Genomic DNA, 19,972 nt, shown 5'->3' with positions numbered 1-19,972 from the left:
CCCAGCACGATTTCCGCTGCACGGTTCGCGCCGCCGTTGCGCCGCGAGCGGCGGCGCGCTCTGCGGGGTGATGAGGAAGCTGTCCAGGTCGTTGCGCTCGGAAGCCCGCCGCCACTAGACTCCCCGGCACCGGGCGTGAGGTCGCCCCCCTCTGCTGACGAGGGTAAAACCACGAGGTTACCTTTCGATGCGACTTATCAGGATGCTGGCTGTGGGGGTGGGGGCCTCGTTCTTGATGGCCATGCCCGCCCTCGCGCAGAGCCCCGGCGGCGCGTCGGGCAAGGCCGCTGCTCCTGCCGCCTCTGCGGCGCCGGCCGCCTCAGCGCCTGCGGCGGGAGCGCAGGCCGCCCCTGCGCCCGCCGCCACGACGGGCGCCGCAGCTGCATCGCCTGCCACGACGGGCGCCCCGGCTGCGGGCACGGCTGCATCGCCTGCCACGACGGGCGCCGCGGCTGCATCGCCTGCCGCGACGGCCGCGCCGGCTGCGGGCACCACCGCCGCCCCGGCGATGGACGGCCCGACCTACGCGGTGCGGCTACGCGATCTGGAGCAGCGCATCGATGAGCTCAAGGAGCAGATCCGCCGCAGCCATACGCGGCTCTCGCTCCTCAGCGACACGATCCTCTCCGGGGGCGGCGCCGGCTCGCGCGCCTCGATCCGGTTCAACAACGAGCTGTCGAGCGCGTTCCGCGTGACCCGCGTGCTGATCGTCCTGGATGGTGCCGTCCAGTACAACAAGACCGATCAGTCGGGCGCCCTCGCCGAGCAGACCGAGATCCCGATCTTCAACGGCTCGGTTCCGCCGGGGGATCACACCCTCCAGGTGCTCGTGAACCTGCAGGGCAACGGCTACGGGGTGTTCTCCTACCTCCGCGGCTACCGCTTCGAGGTGCGCTCCAGCCACTCCTTCACGGCGGTCGAGGGGAAAACGATGAACCTCCAGGCGGTCGCGTTCGAGAAGGGGGGGGTCACGACCCCGCTCGAAGAGCGCCCGGCGGTCCGCTTCGTCGAGAAGATTGTGAGCGGCCTCTCGGATGCTTCCGGGCAGCCGGCCGCCGCCGCGGGTGGCAAGTAGGTTCGAGCTCGTTAGGACAAGTCGCCATGACCTGGGACTCCGGATCGCGGGTTACCCCTGCCTTGCTTGGCCTGCTCCTGCTCGGCGCGGCCACGACCGTGGCCCCTGCCGACGCGTGGGCCCTGGACTCCGAGCGCGCCTACACGAGCGCGTCTCAGCAGATCAGCGGCGTCGCCTCCGGGCTGGGCGCCATCCAGGCGGCGATCCAGAAGTCCCGCGGCGAGCAGCGCACCCCGGCGCAGCGCATCGCGGACGCCGTCCTGCTGATGGGCTCCAGGGACTACGAGCGCGCGGCGAACGTGCTGAACCAGGTGGTCGAGAAGTACCCTGACCATCCGTCGGCCTTCCCGGACGCGCTCACGCTGCTCGGCGAGACGTACTTCCGCTCGAAGCAGTACCTCTCGGCCCGCCGCGCGTTCCAGCGGATCGTCGCGAGCAGCGCCGAGCCGCGCTTCGCCGCTTACCAGGCGAAGGCGCTCGGACGGCTCGTGGACATCTGCCTCCGGATCAAGGATTACGACGCCCTCGACGCCATCTTCGCGTCGATGAACAACATCCCGTCCTCCGCGGCGGGGAGCGCCCTCTCGTACGCGCGCGGCAAGGGCCTCTACGTGAAGAAGGACTTCGCCGGCGCGAAGGCTGCGCTCGGCGCGGTCGACCCGCGGAGCGAGTACTTCCACCAGGCGAGATACCTGCTCGGCCTCATCGCGGTGAAGGAAGCGACGCCCCCGCCGGAGCCGCTCAAGGAGGGCGACGTGCCCCCGGCGGTGCCCAAGACCCGCTACGTCGCCGCGATCGACCTGTTCCAGAAGGTGACGCAGCTGCCGGCCGACACCCCGGAGCACCGGCGCGTCATCGACCTTGCGTGGCTCGCGATCGGGCGGCTCTTCTACGAGGCCGACCAGTGGGCGCAGGCCGTGCAGGCGTACGGCCACATCGACCGCGTCTCGCCCGAGTTCGGGACCATGCTCTACGAGCTCGCCTGGGTGTACGTCCGCCTGGGCGACGTGGATCGCGCCCAGCGATCGCTCGAGATCCTCGCCATCGCCGAGCCGGACAGCCAGAACATCGCGGACGGCTCGCTGCTCCGCGGCGACCTGATGCTGCGCGCCGGCCGCTTCGAGAAGGCGCTGAAGGTGTACGAGGGCGTCCGCGCCACCTACGACCCGATGCGCGCGCGCGTGGACGCCTTCCTCGGCTCGACGAGCGATCCCGCAGTCTACTACGACAAGCTGAGCCAGGAGCAGCTCGAGGCGCTCGACACGACCTCCGCGCTCCCGCCGCTCGCGGTGCAGTGGGCGCGCGAGGCCGAGGATGGTCCGGCTGCGTTCGCGGTCATCGACGACATCCACTACTGCCGCGAGCTGATCAAGCAGTCGAACGAGCTCATCGAGAAGCTGAACGCCGTGCTCAGCTCGCCCAACCGGGTGCGCGCGTTCCCGGAGCTCAAGGCCGGCGAGGAGAGGGCGCTCGCGCTGCTCAACCGGGTCGCGCTCGCGCGCCTCGCGCTCGGCCAGGGCATGGACGACGTGGAGGACGGCTCGCTCTCGGGCGAGATCGGCAGCGTCCGCGCGCGGCGCCGCGCGCTGGAGAAGCGCCTCTCGCGGGTGCCCGTCACCGACGGTGACTTCCAGGATCGCGAGACGCAGGCGCTCAAGCAGTGGAACACCCAGTCGCAGCGCCTCCAGCAGCTGACGCTGCAGATGGACACGCTGCAGGCGACGGTCAACGGGCTCAGGCGGCTGCTCCGCGAGGGGCCGCACGCCGGGGTCGTCCGAGATCCCGCGAGCATCGCCCGGTTCGAGCACGAGCTCGCGCAGAACGAGCGCGACCTCGCGCTCTACCGCCAGCAGGCGGACGTGCTCCGCAAGCAGGTGAGCGCGGGCCGGGTCCAGGTCGGCTTCGGCGATCAGCGCTTCATCGAGGACGCGCAGACGCGCAAGGCGCACCGCGACGCTCTGACGCGCGAGGTCGCGCTGGCCGCGGCGGGCGCCGGCGGCCCGGATCTCGCGGCGTACGCGCAGCGGATCACGCCGGTGCTCCGCGCCGGCGACGCGGCGGACGCAAAGGTCGAGGCGGCGCTCCGCGAGATCGAGGGAGAGGTCGCCCAGAAGTCCTCGGGCCTCCGGCAGATCGTCAGCCGGGAGACGGCGAGCGTCGTGCATTACTCGGTGCAGCTCGACGCGCTCGACCGGGAGGCGCGCCTCGTCGTCGGCGAGGTCGCGATGCGAAACTTCGGCCTCGTCCGCGACAGGCTGAAGAACATCATCCTCCGCGCCGACGTCGGCATCACCGAGGAGGCGTGGGAGGTCCGCGAGGAGCAGATGACGCGTGTTCGCAGCCTGCAGGTCGAGCGCGCCCGTGAGGATCGGCTCCTCAAGGAGGAGCTCAACGAGGTCCTCGACGACAGCGGCGATCCGGAGGACGAGAAGTGAGCAAGGAGCAGGGCGGCGCGAGCGCGCCGCAGAACGCTGACGCGCCGCGCGCAGGGGCAGGGGCGCAGATCCTCGAGCCCGGGGGGGCGCGCGTGCCGCTCGGCGACGGCGTGAGAACGGGGCGCCGTCGCCCGCGCGGCGCGCTCGGGGTTGCCAGCCTTGCCCTGGTGCTGGCGGTCGCGCCCCTCGCGCGCTCGCAGCCAGGCGGCCAGCCGTCGCCCGGGCCGGCGACCTCCGCCGCTCCTGCGACCGCGCCGACCACGGCCTCGCCGGGGGCCGCGGCGCCGGCCTCGCCTGGGGCCGGGGCGCCTGCTGCGCAGGCCGGAGCCGCCCCTGCCCCCGCGCCGGCGGCGCTGACGCCGGCGCAACCCTTCGCGCCGCCCATGTCCGTCGGGCGCAAGCAGGCGCCGCCGCCTCCACCTCCGACGTCCGCGCAGCTCGCCGCGCTCGCCGCGCTCGAGAAGGAAGCGTCCGCCTACGAGAGCGCGGCCCGCGACTACCGGAGCGCCATCACGCGCATCGTGCAGCACCACTACGAGGACAGGCGCCGCCGCATCCTCTCGTCGCTCGACCGGGAGATCGAGACGGAGCGGAAGGGCCTCCGCGACGCCCGGGAAGAGGCGATCCGCCGGCTCGAGGTGTTCGTCCAGCGCTACAGCGGCCCGAACGCTCACCCCGAGAACACCCCCGACGCGATGTTCCGCCTGGCCGCGCTCTACGAGGAGCGCGCTCGCACCGACACCGACGCGAGCGAGGATCTCAGCCTCGCGCTGCTCCCGGCCATCGCGCTCTACAAGCGCGTCATCAACGAGTTTCCTCAGTACCGCGAGCTCGCCGGGATCTATTACTACCTCGGCCATGCGCTGAACGATTCGGTCCGGTTCCCCGAGGCGCAGCAGGTGTGGCGCTCGCTCGTGTGCCACGACAGGTATCCCTATCCCGTCGCGCCCGACCCGAAGGATCCGGCGCGCGACACGGTCGGCAAGCTCCCGCAGGACCACGACGACGATTACTGGACCGGCTGGGAGGCGCGCCACCCGACGCCCATCGGCTCCACGCCGGGCGGCCGGGCGATCCAGCCCGCCCGCAGGGCCGGGAGGGGGACGGCCCCCGTCGTCGAGGACGAGACGGCCTACGTCGCTCCGTATCCTGACGATTGCCAGCCGATCCCGCAGAAGACGGCGCTCGGCGCCGAGCCCCGCTACATCGCCGAGGTCTGGTGGCAGATCGGCGACTACCATTTCAACGAGATCGACCGCGCCGGCGGCCCGTTCAACTACAACAGGGCGGAGTCGTCCTACCGGCAGTCCATCAAGTACAAGAAGCCTCCTGTCCACGGCGTCGCGATGTACAAGCTCGCCTGGACGTACTTCAAGCAGCAGCGCTACGAGACCTCGGTACGCCAGTTCATCGAGCTGCTCCGCTACACCGACGAGCAGGAGAAGCTCACGGGCGATCCAGGCGCGGATTTCCGGGCGGAGGCGTACACCTACATCGCCGGCTCGCTCACGTACCTGGACTTCGTCGGCCCCGGGCCGGAGGAGCCCTACATCCCGCGCAACGACGTCCTCGACGTCGAGACCGACCCGCGCATGGCCGAGCAGAAGATGCGGATCGCCATCGAGCGCGTCCAGGATCCCAAGCTGATCCCGCAGGATCAGAAGTGGACGGTCGAGATCTACAAGGCGCTCGCGCTGGAGTTCAAGGAGCTCAACCAGTACCGGAACACGGTCGAGGTGAGCGAGATCATCCTCCAGAAGTGGCCGATGCACCGCGACGCGCCCGTGATCCAGAACCAGATCGCGGACATCTACGACACGCTCACGTCGCAGTCGCGCGAGGGGACGGCCGAGCGGGCGATGAACTCGGCGAAGGCGCTCGAGGCGCGGACGAAGCTCGCCCAGTACGTCGGCACGACCCCGTGGGTCGAGGCCAACAAGGACGATCCTGAGGCGATCCAGACCGCCGAGCGGCTCGTGCGCGGCGGGCTCCGCCGGGCTGCCGCCGATCACACAAACGCGGGCAGCGCCCTCGTGCAGCAGGCGCTGACCGTCAGCGAGAAGGAGACGCGCGACCCGATCTTCGAGCGGGCGCTCGGCGAGTATCGCCTCGCCGCGCAGGGCTGGGCCGGCTACCTGGCCCAGGACGAGAACGCTCCGGACGCGTACGAGAGCCGGTACTGGCTGGCCGACGCGCACCACATGGTCGTCGTGATCGCGGTGGCCATGGATCGCTCGCCCACCCCGCAGGAGGTCGAGCTGGCGAGGAGCTCTGCGGTCAGCGTGCGGGACTCCAACGAGGACGACAAATACCTGCAGCCCGCGGCGTACATGGTCGTCGACACCGCCCACCAGGCGCTGCTGGATCGGCACAAGCTCTTCCAGCGGACGAACGGCGCCGAGGGGCTCGAGCCGCGCGAGAAGGTCAAGATCGTCGGCGAGGGCGACGAGCAGCGCGTGATCGCCGAGCCGCTGCCCCCGCAGGTCCAGGCGTCCGTCACCGCCCGGGACGAGTACATCCAGCGCGTCCCGCCCGCGCTCGACGCCCCGAAGAACATCGATCTCTATGCGTTCCAGGCGGCCGACTACTACTTCCTTTACGGCCAGTTCGCCGAGGCGCGCAGGCGGCTCGAGCCCATCTACAACGCGCAGTGCGGCAAGACGGAGTTCGGCTACAAGGCGTGGGAGCGGCTCACGACGATGTCGAACCTCGAGAACAACGTCGAGCAGAGCCGCAAGCTGGCCGAGGCGGCGCTCACGCGGAGCTGCGCTGTCAGCGAGGAGCAGAAGCTGAAGGAGGGCGACATCGCCCGGCCGACGATCTCGCGCGGCTACTACCTCGACGCTGCCCGGGCCTTCGAGAAGGCCGAGAAGATGCCGGACGGCCCGGCGCGCGTCGCCGCCTGGCGCGAGGCTGCGGCGCTCTACAAGGTCGCGCTCGAGAAGGCGCCGGCCCGCGACGAGGCGCCTGAGGCCGCGATGAACGGCGCCTACTGCTACAAGCAGGTGGGCGACTACGACCAGGCCATCGCGATGTACTCCCTGTTCATCAAGGAGTACGGAAACGAGGAGAACCTGGCGAAGCTCGAGAAGGGCGATCCGGACGCGAACCCTCCGAAGAACCCCGATCCGAAGCGCTACGCCGAGCGGGTGACGTACCTGAAGCAGGCCTACGACGCGCTCTCCGCGGCGTATGTCCTCTTCTTCAACTACCGCAGCGCGGCCGAGACCTACGACACCATCGCGCGCAACACGCGGTTCGAGCAGGCGGCGCGCCGGGACGCAGCCCGGAACTCGGTGCTGCTCTACGCGAACATCGGGGAGCGCGACAAGATGACCGCCTCGCGCGCCACCTTCATGAGCCTGAACCCGCCCCCCGAGCAGAAGGCCGACATCGACTTCCTCGTCGCGTCGGCCGACCTGAAGGCCTGGGACGAGCAGGGGTCCGACGAGGGCCCGAACCGCGCTGCGCGCACCAAGGCCATGCAATCGATGGAGGCCTATTATGCGGCCAACAAGAACAACCCGGCCGCGCGCGGGTATGTCGTCCAGGCGGCCTACCACGCGTCCAAGATGCGCAGCGCCGCCGCCGATCCGAAGGCGCGGGACTGGTGCAAGAACACCATGACGGCGTTCACGTCGTTCCGGAGCTCGGCGACCGGCGACAAGGTGAAGCCCCTGGGATCGGTGCAGGCCGACATGGCCGCGGAGTGCGCCTACAAGGCCATCGATGATCGCATCAAGGCCGAGTTCGACTACGACACGGGGCACCACCGCTACGAGGGGGTCATCGATCAGGTGAAGCGGGCCTTCGAGGCCGACATCACCAAGGCCAACGACCGGTACTGGAAGGAGCTCCAGGAGGTCATCGCCGCCTATGAATCGCGGCAGTGGTCGGTCGCCGCGCGCGCGCGGCAGGGCTCGCTCTACGACTCCTGCCGCACGGGCCTCTACAACGCGCGCCCGCCGGGCCTGAGGCTCTACACGGACAAGGAAGAGAAGCTGCTCAAGCTCGCCGAGACGAGCGATCGCGAGGATCTCCAGGAGACGGCCGACGCGCTCCGCCAGAACCGGCGCGAGCAGTGGCGCGCGGCGCGCGAGCGGCTCCTCACCGACGCCGACAAGGCGATGGTCAAGTTCTACGTCGAGTCCGTCATCTGGGCGAAGGCGTGGAAGGTCCGGAATCCGGCGGTGGATTATGCGATCCAGCGGCTCGCGTTCTTCACGGACATCCTCGGCGACGCCAAGCTCCGCGAGTGGAGCCAGGGGATCATCGACCCCGAGACGAAGCGTCCGTTCGAGTACAAGGATGGCCTTTTCCTCCGGACGCGGCCCGGCATGACTCCGCCGCTCGCGCCCGACGGCCTCCCCCTGCCCCTGCCGGTCGTCCCATGAAGCGCCGCCTCTCTGTCACCCTCTTCGTCAGCCTGCTCGCGGTCGTGTCGCCGTTCGTCCTCGCGTCCTGCGGCGATGAGGCGACGCCGCCGCCCAAGGTGCCCACCCGCCCCATGACGGGTCCTGGCGCGGCTCCGCCCGTCCAGGCGCCGTACGGCATGAACGACGCGCCGAGCTCGACGCGGCCGTACGACCAGCCTGCCCAGGCCACGCATCCGGCCATGAACGCCCGGGCGGCGGCGTTCTACCAGGGCGGCCTGCAGTCGTTCGCGATCGGCGACCTCGCCAGCGCGAGGGCGCAGTTCGCGCAGGCAACGCAGGCCGATCCGCGCGCGCACCAGGCCTTCTACTCGCTCGGCGTGGTGCAGGAGCGGCTCCGCGACGAGGGCGCCGGCGCGAGCTACCGCCAGGCGTTCACGCTCGTGCCGGCTTACGAGCCCGCCATCATCGCGTACGCGATGCTCCTTGCCCGGAAGAACCAGCTCGGCGAGGCCGAGCGGCTCCTCAACGAGAAGCGCGGCCAGATGCCGAAGTCGGCGGCCGTCGCGGCGACGCTCGCGGAGGTCAAGTCGCTCCAGAAGGACACCGGCTCGGCCCAGCGGATCGCGCAGGAGGCGCTGAAGATCAACCCGGACTACCGGCCGGCGATGGTCGTCATCGCCCGCGATCACTACAGAAACCGGCGCCTCGATCTCGCGCTGTACGCGCTCCAGGCGATCCTGGACGGGTTCGAGCCGGTCAACGAGAACCCGCCGCGCGACAAGGACAACGCGGAGGCGCTGCTGCTCCGCGGCCTGATCTTCCGGGAGCAGGGGCAGCGCGCCGCGGCGCTGGAGGAGTTCCGCAAGGCGGTGACGCGCCGCCCCGATCTCGTCGAGGCGCGGGTGCAGCTCGCGACCTACCTGCTCGAGGCGGGCAACGCCCAGGAGGCGCTGCCTCTCCTCGAGGGCGCCGTCCGCTTCGACGCCGAGCACGTGGCCGCGCACCTCAACCTCGGGGACGCCTACCGCCTGCTCGAGCGCTACGGCGACGCGAAGCGCGAGTTCGACTGGGTGCTCGCCCGGAATCCGAACCTGCCCCAGGTCCACTACGACCTCGGCCTGCTCTACCTGTTCGCCCCCAGCGTCCCCGGCATGACGCCCAAGCAGCAGGTGGCGGAGGCGATAAAATCGCTGACGAAGTTCCAGGAGCTGCGCAACAAGGGCCAGCGTGACGACTCGGAGGAGCTCCTGAACCGCGCCAAGCTCAAGGAGGGCGAGCTCAACGCGGCTGCAGCCGCAGCGCAACCCGCGGCTCCTCCTCCTGCCGCCGCGGCGGATGGAGGCGTCGCCGACGCCGCGACCGACAGGTGAGGGAGGCCATGAGCATGTACAAGACACTTGCGCTGGGTTCGGTCCTGCTCGCGATCCTCTGCCACGGCGAGCGCGCGAGCGCGCAGGAGAAGGGCAAGCAGCGCGGGGTCATCACGCTCGCCGAGGTGACGATCACCGGCCGCATCCAGAAGCCCATCGCGGCCGTCGACGTCAGCCGGATCCAGCCGAAGCTCACGCTCGCCGAGCTGCGTCAGCCCTTCCTGGACCGCATCGAGCAAGCGATCTTCAAGGAGCCGTTCTAGTGCCTCGCGCCGCCGGCGGCAGCTCGCGCGCCGAGCGCTAGGCGGCGGTGTGTCCGCCGCGCTCTTCATCGCGGTGTCGCTCGCGGCGAGCGGCGCGTGCGTCGCGATGGCGTGGAAGCATCCGGCGCAGGTCGCGCGCGCGACGGGCGGCGACCTGACGGCGCTTGCGCGCTCGCTCCGCGCGCTGCCCGGCGAGGCGCGGCTGGCCGAGCTGGCGAGGCGGTCGCCGCCGGAGAGCTGGGAGCGCCGGCTCGCGCTCGAGGTCATGTCCGCCGCGGACCCGCGCGCGAAGATCGCGGCGGCCAACGATCTCCTCGTCGAGCTCGAGCAGCGGCTCGACGCGGGCGCGGGCTGGCCGCGCGCGGCGGCGCGTCTCTCGGCGCTCGCCGCGTTGCTCCTGGCCACGCTCTCCTTCCTCGCGCAGGCCGGGCCATCGGTCATCGCGCTCGTCCTTGTCGCGGGCGCCGCCGGTGCGATCGCGTCCGCGGCGGCCGGGCGCGCCGGCCGCACCGCCGCCTCGCGAAAGCGCGAGGCCGTCGATGCGCTCGTCGGCGTCGCTCTGGGACCGCTCGACAGCGTCGTCCGGGCCGCCGGCGCGCCCTCTGCATCACCGCGGCGATCGCGCCGCGCGCGCCCCTGAGCGCGGCGCGCTCTCCTGGACCGCCCCCACCTGTCCGTGTACCCTCGCGAGCTGTGGTGCCCTCCGCCGTGCAGCGCTCCTTCCGCGGTTCGAGGCCCGGGGCCCACCGGGCCCGGGGGCGCGGCTCTGCCTGCTGCGCGCGATCGGCGGCGGCCCCTGCAGCGTCCCCTCTCTCCCGGAGTCCCTTGGAATGACCCAGCAGCACCCGCACCCCACCCCGTCGCGCCCCGGGCAGCCCGGGCAGATGACCGCGGTCATGCGGGCGGTCGCACCGGTGACCGGCCCGAAGGTCCTCAGGATCGGCCTGGTCCAGGGGGGAAAGGTGATCGAGGAGCGTGTCATCAAGCAGCGCACCCACGTCACCATCGGTCCCAGCGAAAAGAGCATGTTCGTCATCCCGAGCAAGAGCATCCCGCCGAGCTTTCGGCTGTTCGAGCTCGTGGGCGGCGAGTACTTCCTCAATTTTCTGGACGGGATGACCGGCCGGGTCGCCTTCAAGGCCGGCGTCTCGGAGCTCTCCACGCTCAAGTCGTCTGCCAAGCGCGCGGCCGTGGGCAATGCCCAGGCCTATCAGGTCCAGCTCAGCGAAGAGGCGCGCGGCAAGATCGTCGTGGGGGAGACGACGTTCCTGTTCCAGTTCGTCGCGCCGCCGCCGGTGCAGCCCAAGCCGCAGCTGCCCGTCTCGGTGAAGTCAGGGATCGCGAACGACATCGACTGGACGACGACGATCATCGCCGCCTTCTCGTTCCTGTTCCACTTCGGTGCCGTGGGGTCGATCTACTCCGACTGGATGGACCCGGTCGTCGACGATGAGGTCGACGTCGCGGCGCTCCTCGAGTCCGTGAGGCAGCTGCCCCCGCCGCCGGCGGTCGAGCAGCCGAAGGAGAACGCCGAGGCGACGGCGGCGACGGCGGCGCCCACCGCCGAGGCGCCCAAGGCCGCGAGCGGCGGCGGGAACAAGGGCGCGGCTGCCAGCCCGGGGAAGGGCTCCGGCGGGTTGAGCGACGCTCGCGCCTCGGCGCTCACCAACGAGCTCGCGCAGCTCGACATGCAGATGCTGGGCGCGCTCAACTCGAGCGCGAACGCCACAGCCAGCGTCCTCAGCTCGGGCGATGTGCCGACCGGCCTCCTCGAAAACGCGGCCGCCTCCGGGTCCGGCGTCGGAAAGGGCGGTGTGGCGGGATTGAACATGGGCGCCGCCGGTGGGGGCACAGTGCGACCTGGCTCCGCCGGCGGCGGTGGCCTTGCGAGCATCGGCAACACCGGGACCAGCGGCCCGGCGACCGCCGGCTCGGCGCAGACGGTGAAGGGACCGGTGGGCAACGCCCAGGTGGGCGGCGCCGCGGTCTCCGGCGGGAGCGTCTCGAACGCACCCTCCGTCGTGGCAGGGATGACGGCTGGCTTCCGTCGTTGCTACAACAAAGGTCTTCAGGAGGACCCGAGCATGAAGGGGTCGGTCCGGGTCACCGCGAAGATCGGCCCCAACGGTGAGGTGCTCTCGGCGACTCCCTCCGGCGGCTCCGGCCTGTCCGGGACCGTGGTCTCCTGCGTCGTCGCGCGCGTCCAGAGCGCGCAGTTCGCGCCGCCCGAGGGCGGCGGCGCGACGGTTGTGATTCCTGTCACCTTCGTGAGCCAATAGACCCGATGCCACCCGACTCCGTGGACAAGGCGCAATCCTCTCGCTTCGCCTGAAGGTGAATGGCGTGCTGGCGTCGCGCATCCAATGGGGAAGAACCTCGTACGGGTCCTCCCGATGGGGTGAGCTGCTGGATGCCCGGCATGTTCATTGCGTTTTGACAACCGCGTCTGCCCGCACTTATACTGCGCGGGCCTGACTTTCGGAGGCTTCGATGAAGCGTGAACAGATCCCCGGCTTCGCAGCAGTCGCGCTGATCTCGGTCGTGATCGGCCATGGCATCGCTGCTGCGCAGGCGCAGACGGCGCCTCCGCCGGATGCGTCCGCGGGCCTCGCGCGACAGGTGACGCTCTCGCCTGCCGAGCAGCTCGCGCAGAGCGAGACCTTCCTTGCCCGGATGGACGGGGCCCGGACGTCCGTTCGTCGCCAGCTCGAGACGGCGCGTTCGCAGCGAGACGTCGTGAAGACGCTCTGCCTGAACGACAAGCTGAATCAGGTCGACGTCGCCATCCGTTCCGCCCGCGAGCGGCGGCAGGGCCTGGAACTCGCCGTGAATCGGCAGGATGCCGATCTCTCCAACCACGAGTTCACGATCCTGACGGTATTGCGGCAGCGGACCGAGCAACTGACGGCTGAGGCCAACCAGTGCATCGGCCAGGAAGCGGGCTTCGTCGGCGACAGTGCCGTCACAGCCACGATCGATCCGAATCTCCCCAAGGAGGATCCTTCCGAGTATCCCGTCAACCCGATCATCATCGAGCCGCCTGCGTGCAGCAGCTGTTTTCGGTAGGCGACCGCCTCTCTCGGATTGCCACTGCCCAATAGGCGATGAAACTTCGTGAAACCATAGTCGCTGCCGTATTGACACTCACTCTGTCCCCGGCGTTGGCCCTGGCGCAGGATCAGCCCTGGCTCAAGGATCGTCGCTACACCGAGGGCATCGGGATACGCACCGGCGACCTCGAGCTGCACCCGGGGGTCGCCGCTGAGCTCGGCTATGACTCCAACTTCTTCCGCAGGGCCGAGAGAGACCAGGCCAGCCCGGACGACATCGGGCCTGTGGGCTCGATGCGGCTCCGGATCACGCCGTCCTTCTCGCTCTCGACGCTCAGCCAGCAGCGCCAGGAGGCGACGCCCGACGCGCCGCCGCCAGATGTCGAGTTTCGCGGCGGCATCGCCGCGACCTACGATGAGTTCATCCCGGTATCCGGGTCGGAGCTCGGGCAAGAGCGGCTGAGTCAGCAGCGGAACATCGGCGGCATACTCGACGCCAACCTGACGATCCTGCCCCGACGCCCGTGGTCCGCGATCCTCGATGCGTCGCTCGGCCGGACCATCGCTTCCTCCGATATCGGGATCTCCAACCAGAGCTTCCGGCGCGTCAACGCGGGCGCGGGAGCAGAGCTGGTGTGGACGCCGGGCGGGGGGCTGCTCGATTGGCGGTTGGGCTATCGCTTCATGGGCACGTTCTTCGAGGTCGATGAGCACGACAGCCTGACGAACATGCATCACATCGTCCGGACGCGGGGCCGCTGGCGCTTCTTGCCGCGCACCGCGCTCATCTACGACGCGTCGCTCGGGTTCGTCGATTACCCGAATCCGGGTACTCAGCTCGCCTCTCATCCTCTGCGGGCCCAGATCGGGATCAACGGTCTTGTGACGTCGTCTTTCGGTCTCCTCGCGATGGCCGGCTGGGGCGCGAGCTTCTACACGCCAAACGACGCCGGGGACGTCGTGCACGACTTCGACAGCGTCATCGGCCAGCTCGAGCTGAAGTGGTTTTTGACGCCGAACCCGTCCACCGATCCTGAGGCGGCGACGCTCGCGCTCTCGTCGCTCTCGGCTGGCTTCACGCGCGATTTTCACGACAGCTTCCTCGCGAGCTACTTCGAGCGCGATCGCGGGTACCTCAAGCTGACCTACTTCTTCGGCGGCCGGTTTCTGCTCATCGTCGACGGCGGCGTGGCAGCCCACGTGTTTCCCGAGATCCCGGCGGGCAACGGACGCCTGGTCGAGCCTCAGGCGCCCTGGACGGACGTCCGTATCGATGCCTCTCTGTTCGGCGAGTACCGGATAGGGGACTCTCTGGGGATCAACTCGACCCTGCGGTACGGCAATAACGTCAGCAGCACCGCGCTGAGGATCCTCGACGATAACGCAACGAACTATCTCGGATGGCAGCAGCTCGAAGCCTACCTGGGCGTGCGCTGGTTCATGTGATGCGGCGTTCCGGTCGGTGGGCTGCCGCCTTCCTCGCGCTGGTGATCGCCGCCTGCTCGTCGCGTCAACCTGGGCCGGTGAACCTGCCCCCTCCGGTGGAGGCGACGACCATCGGTGTCGGAGATGTGTTCGAGCTCCGCATCGTCGGGGAAGACAAGCTGCCCACGGCGTTCACCGTCGCGCCGGATGGCACCGTCGACTTCCCCTACGTGAAGCGGCTCAAGATCGCAGGCCTGGAGCCTCAGGAAGTGGCGGAGCTCGTCCGCGCGAAGCTCATGGAGGGGCAGGTCCTCACCGACCCCAGCGTGAGCGTGAGCATCAAGGAGTACAACTCGAAGCGGGTCGAGGTGCTCGGCGAGGTGCAGAAGCCCGGGTCCCTGCCGCTTCAACCTGGCATGACGCTGCTCCGCGCCATCTCGATGGCGGGGGGATTCAACAGCATCGCAAATAAGGATCGCGTCACGATCCGCAGGAAGTCCCAGGGCAAGACCGTGTTCGCCACCGTCTCGGTCGAGGACATCATCGACAACAAGATCCCCGATGTGCCGCTCCAGGCAGGGGACTCGATCAACGTCGCGCAGCGCGTCTTCTGAGCGACGACGCGCAGCGCGCCACCTCTCGAGCGAGGTGGCGCGCAGTGCGCTCAGTTCTTCCGTGCGAGGCGGAACTGCTTCCTGCCCGTCGCCGGATCCACGGTGTGAGGCTCGATGCGGAGCATCGTCAGCGAGACCTCGCGCACGCGCCCGTCGCGCTCCTGGCGGAGGCGGATCCGCTCGCCGTCGGAGCTGATCACGGTGCACTCGCCGAAGTGGAAGTGGGTCACGCTGTCGCCGACTTCCGGATAGCTCTCCTCCTCCTGGCGAGGGCGGACCGGGCGGTGCGGTACCGGCAAAACGGCGGGCTCCATGACGGAGGTCGTCGCCGCGCGGGCGGGCTCGGCAACTGAGGCCGCCGCCGCGCGGGGCGGCTCGGCGGCCATCGCGCGGGGCGGCTCGGCGGCCATCGCGCGGGGCGGCTCCGCGGCCTGCGCCGGAGGCGCCGCGCGCGTCGGCTCGGCGGCTTGCGCCGGCGGCGCCATCCGGGGCGGTTCGCTCACGGTCGCCGGGATGCCGGTCGACTGGGCTGCGAGCTGCATGAGGCCCGTTCGATCGTCGAACGTCCGCACGAGGGGCAGATCGTCGAACGCTGTGACGCGGAGCTCGAGCCCGTAGACGCGCGCCCAGACGAGCTCGCCGGCGGCGAGCTGGAGACCGACGCCGGACTCGCGGGCGAGCGTGGCGGACAGGCGAAGCGAGGTCTCGCCTTGCTGGAGCGCGACGCTCCCGGAGAGCGCCACCACGTCGCAGGGCCCCTCGAGGACGCGCGTCTTCGCGTAGGTGCGGGAGGCCTGATCGAACAGCGCGACCTCCGCCTTCTCGAGTGAGCCTGTCCCCTCGATCCAGCCGGCGCGCGCCTCGGCCTCGTCAAGGGCGCGCACCAGCGCTGCTGGGAGCTCCTCGCCTCGATCGAGGCGAATGATCAAATGGCGGGCACGGCGTGCCTCGAGAACGTTCATCGCGGTTTCTTCTCTCCGGGGGTCGAGGAGGCTGCGCCCGGCGCACGGGGGGCTTCTTCCGAGCGCCGAGCACGGGTCGCCGTCACCTCGATCTGGGGCGCGTCTTTCGCGCGCATGGCTGATGTGTCGCCAGCGGCGGCCGTGATCCGGTCCGCCGGGAACCCTGCGCTTGCGAGGAGCTCTTTGACGGCGCTCGCGCGCGCGCCAGCGAGCTCGATCGCGCGCGTCGACTGATCGCCCTGACGATCGGGGTAAGCCTCGACGATGACGACGTCGAGGGGCATGCGCCCGCGCATGAGCTGGGCGATCATGCTGATCTGAGCCGCCAGGGCCGGCGGTACCCGTGCGCTCCCCGCAGGGAAGCGGACCAGGCCGTCAAGGAGGATCCGGTCGCCGGACCACTGCGGCAGCGACCTGGCCGCCGGCTCGGGGCAGCCGTCGGCGTCGTTCGTACCGTCGATCGTCTCGGCCGTCACCGGGCATGCGTCGGCCGCATCGGCCACGCCGTCCTCGTCGTTGTCGGGATCGGGGCAGCCGTCGTCGTCCTGGAAGCCGTCGCGATCCTCGGGCGCGTCCGGACATCGATCGCGGGCGTCAGGGACCTGGTCGATGTCGTTGTCGGGATCGGGGCAGCCGTCGTCGTCCTTGAAGCCGTCGGCGTCCTCTGCGCCGTTCGGGCACGTGTCGCGCTCGTCCGGGATCCCGTCGCCGTCGTTGTCGGGATCGGGGCAGCCGTCGCTGTCCTGGAACCCGTCGCGGTCCTCGGCGGCGTTCCGGCAGGTGTCGGTGTCGTCCGGGACGCCGTCGTCGTCGTCGTCGGCATCGGGGCAGCCGTCGCCGTCCTGGAAGCCGTCGATCGTCTCGGCCTCGTCCCGGCACCTGTCGCGCCCGTCGGGGATCCGATCGCCGTCGTTGTCGGGATCGGGACACCCGTCGCCATCCTGATACCCGTCGCGATCCTCCGCGATGAGCGGGCACGCGTCGTCGCGATCCAGGACGCCGTCGGCATCCGCGTCGCGCCCCGTCGGCGCATAGCGCAGCCCCAGGTTGAACCGGAAGCGCGGCGCGGTGAGCGCGCCTTCGGAGGAGAACGGGATGGCGCCCCCGCCGCCGGCGGACAGCGAGACGTCGCCGGCGAGCAGCGGGGCGCTCGTCATCGAGACGATCCACTCCGCCGGCACCGGCGCCGCGTTCCGGACGGGCTGCTCGGCGAGCGTGTAGAGGGCGAACGCCTCTGCGGACGCCGTGAGCCAGCGGTCCGGGAGCACGTCGACCGCGGCGCCGAAAGCGCCGAGGAGCTGCGAGCCGATCGCGACGTCGATCAGCGCGCTCGATCCGCGGAGCCTGGCACCGACCTCGGCCGCGAGCCGGAGCTCGCCGAGCTGGTACGCCGCGGTGACGGTCGGCGCGAACGTGACGGTCCCGGCGCTGGCGAACACGGTCTCGTCGCCGGTGGGCAGACCCAGCTCCAGGCGCGCTGCGAGCGAGAAGCCGTCGAGCGGACCCTGCACGGGCGGCGGCACGATCGCGAACGCTGCGCCGAGGCGCGTGTCGCGCATCACGCTGCGCTGCAGCTCCGTGTCGGTGCCGAGGACATCGGAGAAGCCTGCGCCGTCCTGGTACAGGGTGACGGGAGCGGCGACCGTGACCTCGAGGCGATCGGTGAGCCCGAGCGACCACAGGAAGGTCGCGTCGAACATGTTGTCGAGCACGTGGACGACGGTCCCGTCAGGGTCGGGCGAGGGGTAGCGCAGGGCCACCGGCCGCGACAGGTAGCTCGCCACGAGGCCGAACGAGGCCTTCGCGCTCGGAGCTGTCCCCGTGCTCCCCACGGCGAAGAAGGGGCCGCCGCCCGCGTGGGGCCAGAGGTTGTCGGCGTCGATGCAGCCCGACAGCCCGTTCGCTGGCGCGCACTCGTCCGCGCGTGCCAGCGCCGGAAGGAGCGCCGCCATGAAGATCCCGGAGGCCACCAGCAGCGGGAGGCTTGATCGTGCCGGCACCCTGCAGTTGGCGCGCATCGCGCCCGACCCTCTACTACTGCCGGGGTGAGAGTCAAAACAGCAATCGTCTCGGCGCGATCCGGGGGGCACCCGACGCTCCGCGGCGCGCTGCGTCCCGCGGTCGCTCTCGCGCCGTGCTACGACCACGCCCGGCCGGGCCCGGCACCGCCGGCGTCCGCACGACCATGATCGACGACGCGCATCCGCTCCTGCTTGGCTCCGGCTCGCCGCGCCGGCGAGAGATCCTGACCACGCTCGGCCTGCCTCTCCGCGTCGCGGCGGCCGAGGTCGACGAGGCGGGGCACCCCGGCGAGGGGGCCATGGCCTACCTGGAGCGAGTCACCCTGGCGAAGCTCGCGGCCGCGCGGCGCCTGCGCCAGGCGGCCGGGACCGGCGCGATCCTCGTCGCTGACACCTCGGTCATCCTCGATGACTTCATCCTCGGCAAGCCGCGGGACGAGGCGGACGCGCGCGCCATGCTCCGCGCCCTCTCGGGCCGCGAGCACCAGGTCTGGACCCGGTTCGCGATCGCCGGCGGCGGTCACGCCGATCTCGCGCCGGCGGCCGTCCCGGGCCGCGCCGAGGCCCTCCACGCCGAGACGGTCGTGTCGCGGGTGCGCTTCCGCGAGCTCGACGACGACGAGGTGGCGTCGTACGCGGCGACCGGCGAGGGGCTCGACAAGGCCGGCGCCTACGCGATCCAGGGCGTCGGCGCGTTCGCCGTCGCGCGCATCGATGGCTCCTATTCCAACGTCGTCGGCCTGCCCGCGTGCGAGGTCGTCGCGGCGCTGCGCGCCACCGGCTTGCTCGCGCGCTTCCCGCTGTCGCCCGCGCGCTCGTCATGAGCGACGACGTCTCGATGGCCGCGCGCCCGCGCGACGGGGGCGCGGTCTTCGTCCTCGCCCTCGCGGTGCGGATCGCCGTCGTCGTCTGGGCGGCCGGGCGCTTCCCGCCCGCGGCCGACGGCGCTTATTACCAGCGCATCGCCGAGCGGATCGCGGCGGGGCTCGGCTACACGTGGCTGTGGCCCGACGGCGTCGTCACGTACGCCGCGCACTATCCGGTCGGCTATCCGGGCGCCGTCGGGGCGCTGTACGCGCTGCTCGGCGCGCACCCTGCGGTCGCGATGCTGCTGAACGCGGTGCTCGGCGCGCTCGCGGCGCTCGCCGTCCACCGCCTGGCAGCCCGCGCCGCGCCGCGCTCGCGCGCCGTGCCGGCGCTCTCGGGCGCGCTCGTCGCCCTCCACCCCGGGCTCGTCGCGTACACCCCGGCGCTCATGACCGAGGGCGTCACCGGCTCGCTCGTCGCCTGCGCGGCGTGGTCGTCTGCGTGGGCGCGCGAGCGCCGCCCGGCGCTGGCTCCGTTCGCCGTCCTCGGGTTGCTCGTCGGCGTCGCAACCCTCGTCCGCCCGCAGGCGCTCCTGCTCGCGCCCCTCTTCGCCGGCCTCGCCCTCCTGGGCTCTCCGCCCGGCGTCGGTGCCCGGATCGATGGGCCCCTCGCCGCGCGCGCGGCGCGACGCGCGGCGCCGGTCCTGGTGACCGTCATCGCGGCGCTCCTCGTCTGCGCGCCCTGGACCGCGCGCAACTGCGTGCGGATGAACCAGTGCGCGCTGGTCAGCGTGAACGGCGGCTGGAACCTCCTCATCGGCGCGGACCCGGCCTCCACCGGCGCCTGGGCGCCCATCCAGGTGCCCGAGGCGTGCCGCGAGGTCTTCGACGAGGCCGGCAAGGACGCCTGCTTCGGCCGTGAGGCGCGCCGCTACATCGCGGAGCACCCCGGCGCATGGCTCGGGCTCGTGCCCCGCAAGCTCGCGGCGACGTTCGATTACTGCGGCGCGGCCGGGTGGTACCTGCACGCCTCGAACCCGGCGGCGTTCAGCGAGGAAGGCAAGGTCGCGCTCGGCGCCGTCGAGACCGTGTTCGAGCGGTTCGTCCTCCTCTTCGCGCTCATGTGGGCAGCGCGTAAGCCCGCGCAGACGCCCGTCGCTTCTCATGATCGCGCTCGCCGTCGCCGGCTCGCGCAGCGCGCGCTCTTGCTTGCTCGGCTCGCGCTGTTCGCGCTGGGGGTCGTCGCCGCGCTGCACGTGCATGCGTGGGTGGGCTACCTCGCGCTCCTCGGCCTCGCGCTGCTCCAGGGCCGCGCGCTCCTCCGGGCGCCGGTGCTCGCGGTCGCCGCGCTCGCCGTCCTCGCTGCGACCGCGGCGACGCACGCCGTCTTCTTCGGCGCGGGGCGTTACGCGCTGGTCGCGTTCCCCCTCCTCTCGGGGCTCGCCGCCCTCGCCGCGGCGCGCCAGAGCTCGGAGCCGCCTCGCGCCGGCGCGCCGCACCCCACGGGCGAGGCGGCCTCCGCGCCTCCGAGCGGGCCGGAAGACGAGCTACTTTGACAGCGCCGCCCGGGCTGCT

Annotated in this window: 14 protein-coding genes; 12 read left to right on the top strand and 2 right to left on the bottom strand. The window is 71.1% G+C overall.

From position 1 onward, the window contains the following. Nucleotides 1–187: 187 nt before the first annotated feature. From WME75_RS31275 to WME75_RS31230, 10 genes are all read left to right on the top strand, one after another. On the top strand, nucleotides 188–1,075 hold the full coding sequence (locus WME75_RS31275; protein WP_437478840.1) for a hypothetical protein: 888 nt from the start codon (nucleotides 188–190) through the stop codon (nucleotides 1,073–1,075). A 26-nt stretch (nucleotides 1,076–1,101) separates the two neighbouring features. Next, nucleotides 1,102–3,510, top strand: coding sequence for a tetratricopeptide repeat protein (locus WME75_RS31270; protein ID WP_437478838.1), 2,409 nt, complete (start codon nucleotides 1,102–1,104; stop codon nucleotides 3,508–3,510). Then, nucleotides 3,507–7,904 carry a tetratricopeptide repeat protein gene (locus WME75_RS31265; protein ID WP_437478837.1) on the top strand — a complete coding sequence of 1,466 codons (4,398 nt, stop codon included), beginning with the start codon at nucleotides 3,507–3,509 and terminating at the stop codon, nucleotides 7,902–7,904. Before WME75_RS31270 ends, WME75_RS31265 begins: the two co-directional genes overlap by 4 nt. After that, complete coding sequence (locus WME75_RS31260) at nucleotides 7,901–9,256, top strand: tetratricopeptide repeat protein (RefSeq protein ID WP_437478835.1); 1,356 nt, start codon at nucleotides 7,901–7,903, stop codon at nucleotides 9,254–9,256. Before WME75_RS31265 ends, WME75_RS31260 begins: the two co-directional genes overlap by 4 nt. Before the next feature lie 14 nt (nucleotides 9,257–9,270). Then, a complete protein-coding gene (locus tag WME75_RS31255; protein ID WP_437478833.1) occupies nucleotides 9,271–9,519 on the top strand; it encodes a hypothetical protein in 249 nt (82 codons plus the stop codon). Nucleotides 9,520–9,568: 49 nt separating this feature from the next. After that, nucleotides 9,569–10,159, top strand: coding sequence for a hypothetical protein (locus tag WME75_RS31250; protein ID WP_437478831.1), 591 nt, complete (start codon nucleotides 9,569–9,571; stop codon nucleotides 10,157–10,159). 190 nt (nucleotides 10,160–10,349) lie between these two features. Continuing rightward, nucleotides 10,350–11,798: an AgmX/PglI C-terminal domain-containing protein gene (locus WME75_RS31245; RefSeq protein ID WP_437478829.1), complete on the top strand. Its 1,449-nt coding sequence runs from the start codon at nucleotides 10,350–10,352 to the stop codon at nucleotides 11,796–11,798. 211 nt (nucleotides 11,799–12,009) lie between these two features. Beyond that, on the top strand, nucleotides 12,010–12,585 hold the full coding sequence (locus WME75_RS31240; RefSeq protein WP_437478827.1) for a hypothetical protein: 576 nt from the start codon (nucleotides 12,010–12,012) through the stop codon (nucleotides 12,583–12,585). Between the two features lie 95 nt (nucleotides 12,586–12,680). Continuing rightward, a complete protein-coding gene (locus tag WME75_RS31235) occupies nucleotides 12,681–14,015 on the top strand; it encodes a hypothetical protein (RefSeq protein ID WP_437478825.1) in 1,335 nt (444 codons plus the stop codon). Next, entirely contained in the window at nucleotides 14,015–14,608 is a 594-nt protein-coding gene (locus WME75_RS31230) for a polysaccharide biosynthesis/export family protein (protein ID WP_437478824.1), read from the top strand. Before WME75_RS31235 ends, WME75_RS31230 begins: the two co-directional genes overlap by 1 nt. Nucleotides 14,609–14,658: 50 nt before the next feature. Here WME75_RS31230 and WME75_RS31225 read toward each other — a convergent pair whose 3' ends face one another. Both WME75_RS31225 and WME75_RS31220 read right to left on the bottom strand, forming a co-directional pair. Continuing rightward, nucleotides 14,659–15,570 (bottom strand): PPC domain-containing DNA-binding protein, encoded by a 912-nt coding sequence (locus WME75_RS31225; RefSeq protein WP_437478822.1) that lies wholly within the window; start codon nucleotides 15,568–15,570, stop codon nucleotides 14,659–14,661. After that, on the bottom strand, nucleotides 15,567–17,588 hold the full coding sequence (locus WME75_RS31220) for an OmpA family protein (RefSeq protein WP_437478820.1): 2,022 nt from the start codon (nucleotides 17,586–17,588) through the stop codon (nucleotides 15,567–15,569). The genes WME75_RS31225 and WME75_RS31220 overlap by 4 nt, the downstream gene beginning before the upstream one ends. A 167-nt stretch (nucleotides 17,589–17,755) precedes the next feature. Between WME75_RS31220 and WME75_RS31215 the strand changes: the two genes are divergently transcribed. Both WME75_RS31215 and WME75_RS31210 read left to right on the top strand, forming a co-directional pair. Next, entirely contained in the window at nucleotides 17,756–18,415 is a 660-nt protein-coding gene (locus tag WME75_RS31215; protein ID WP_437494960.1) for a Maf family protein, read from the top strand. Then, nucleotides 18,412–19,953, top strand: a complete 1,542-nt coding sequence (locus tag WME75_RS31210; RefSeq protein WP_437478818.1) for a hypothetical protein — start codon at nucleotides 18,412–18,414, stop codon at nucleotides 19,951–19,953. The genes WME75_RS31215 and WME75_RS31210 overlap by 4 nt, the downstream gene beginning before the upstream one ends. Nucleotides 19,954–19,972 lie beyond the last annotated feature (19 nt).

Origin of the sequence: Sorangium sp. So ce1014, from assembly GCF_051521505.1 — a bacterium.
In the GTDB taxonomy this organism is placed as follows: Bacteria; Myxococcota_A; Polyangia; order Polyangiales; family Polyangiaceae; genus Sorangium.
The sequence above is the reverse complement of the archived record's forward strand: the minus strand, read 5'-3'. Positions and strand labels throughout refer to the sequence as shown.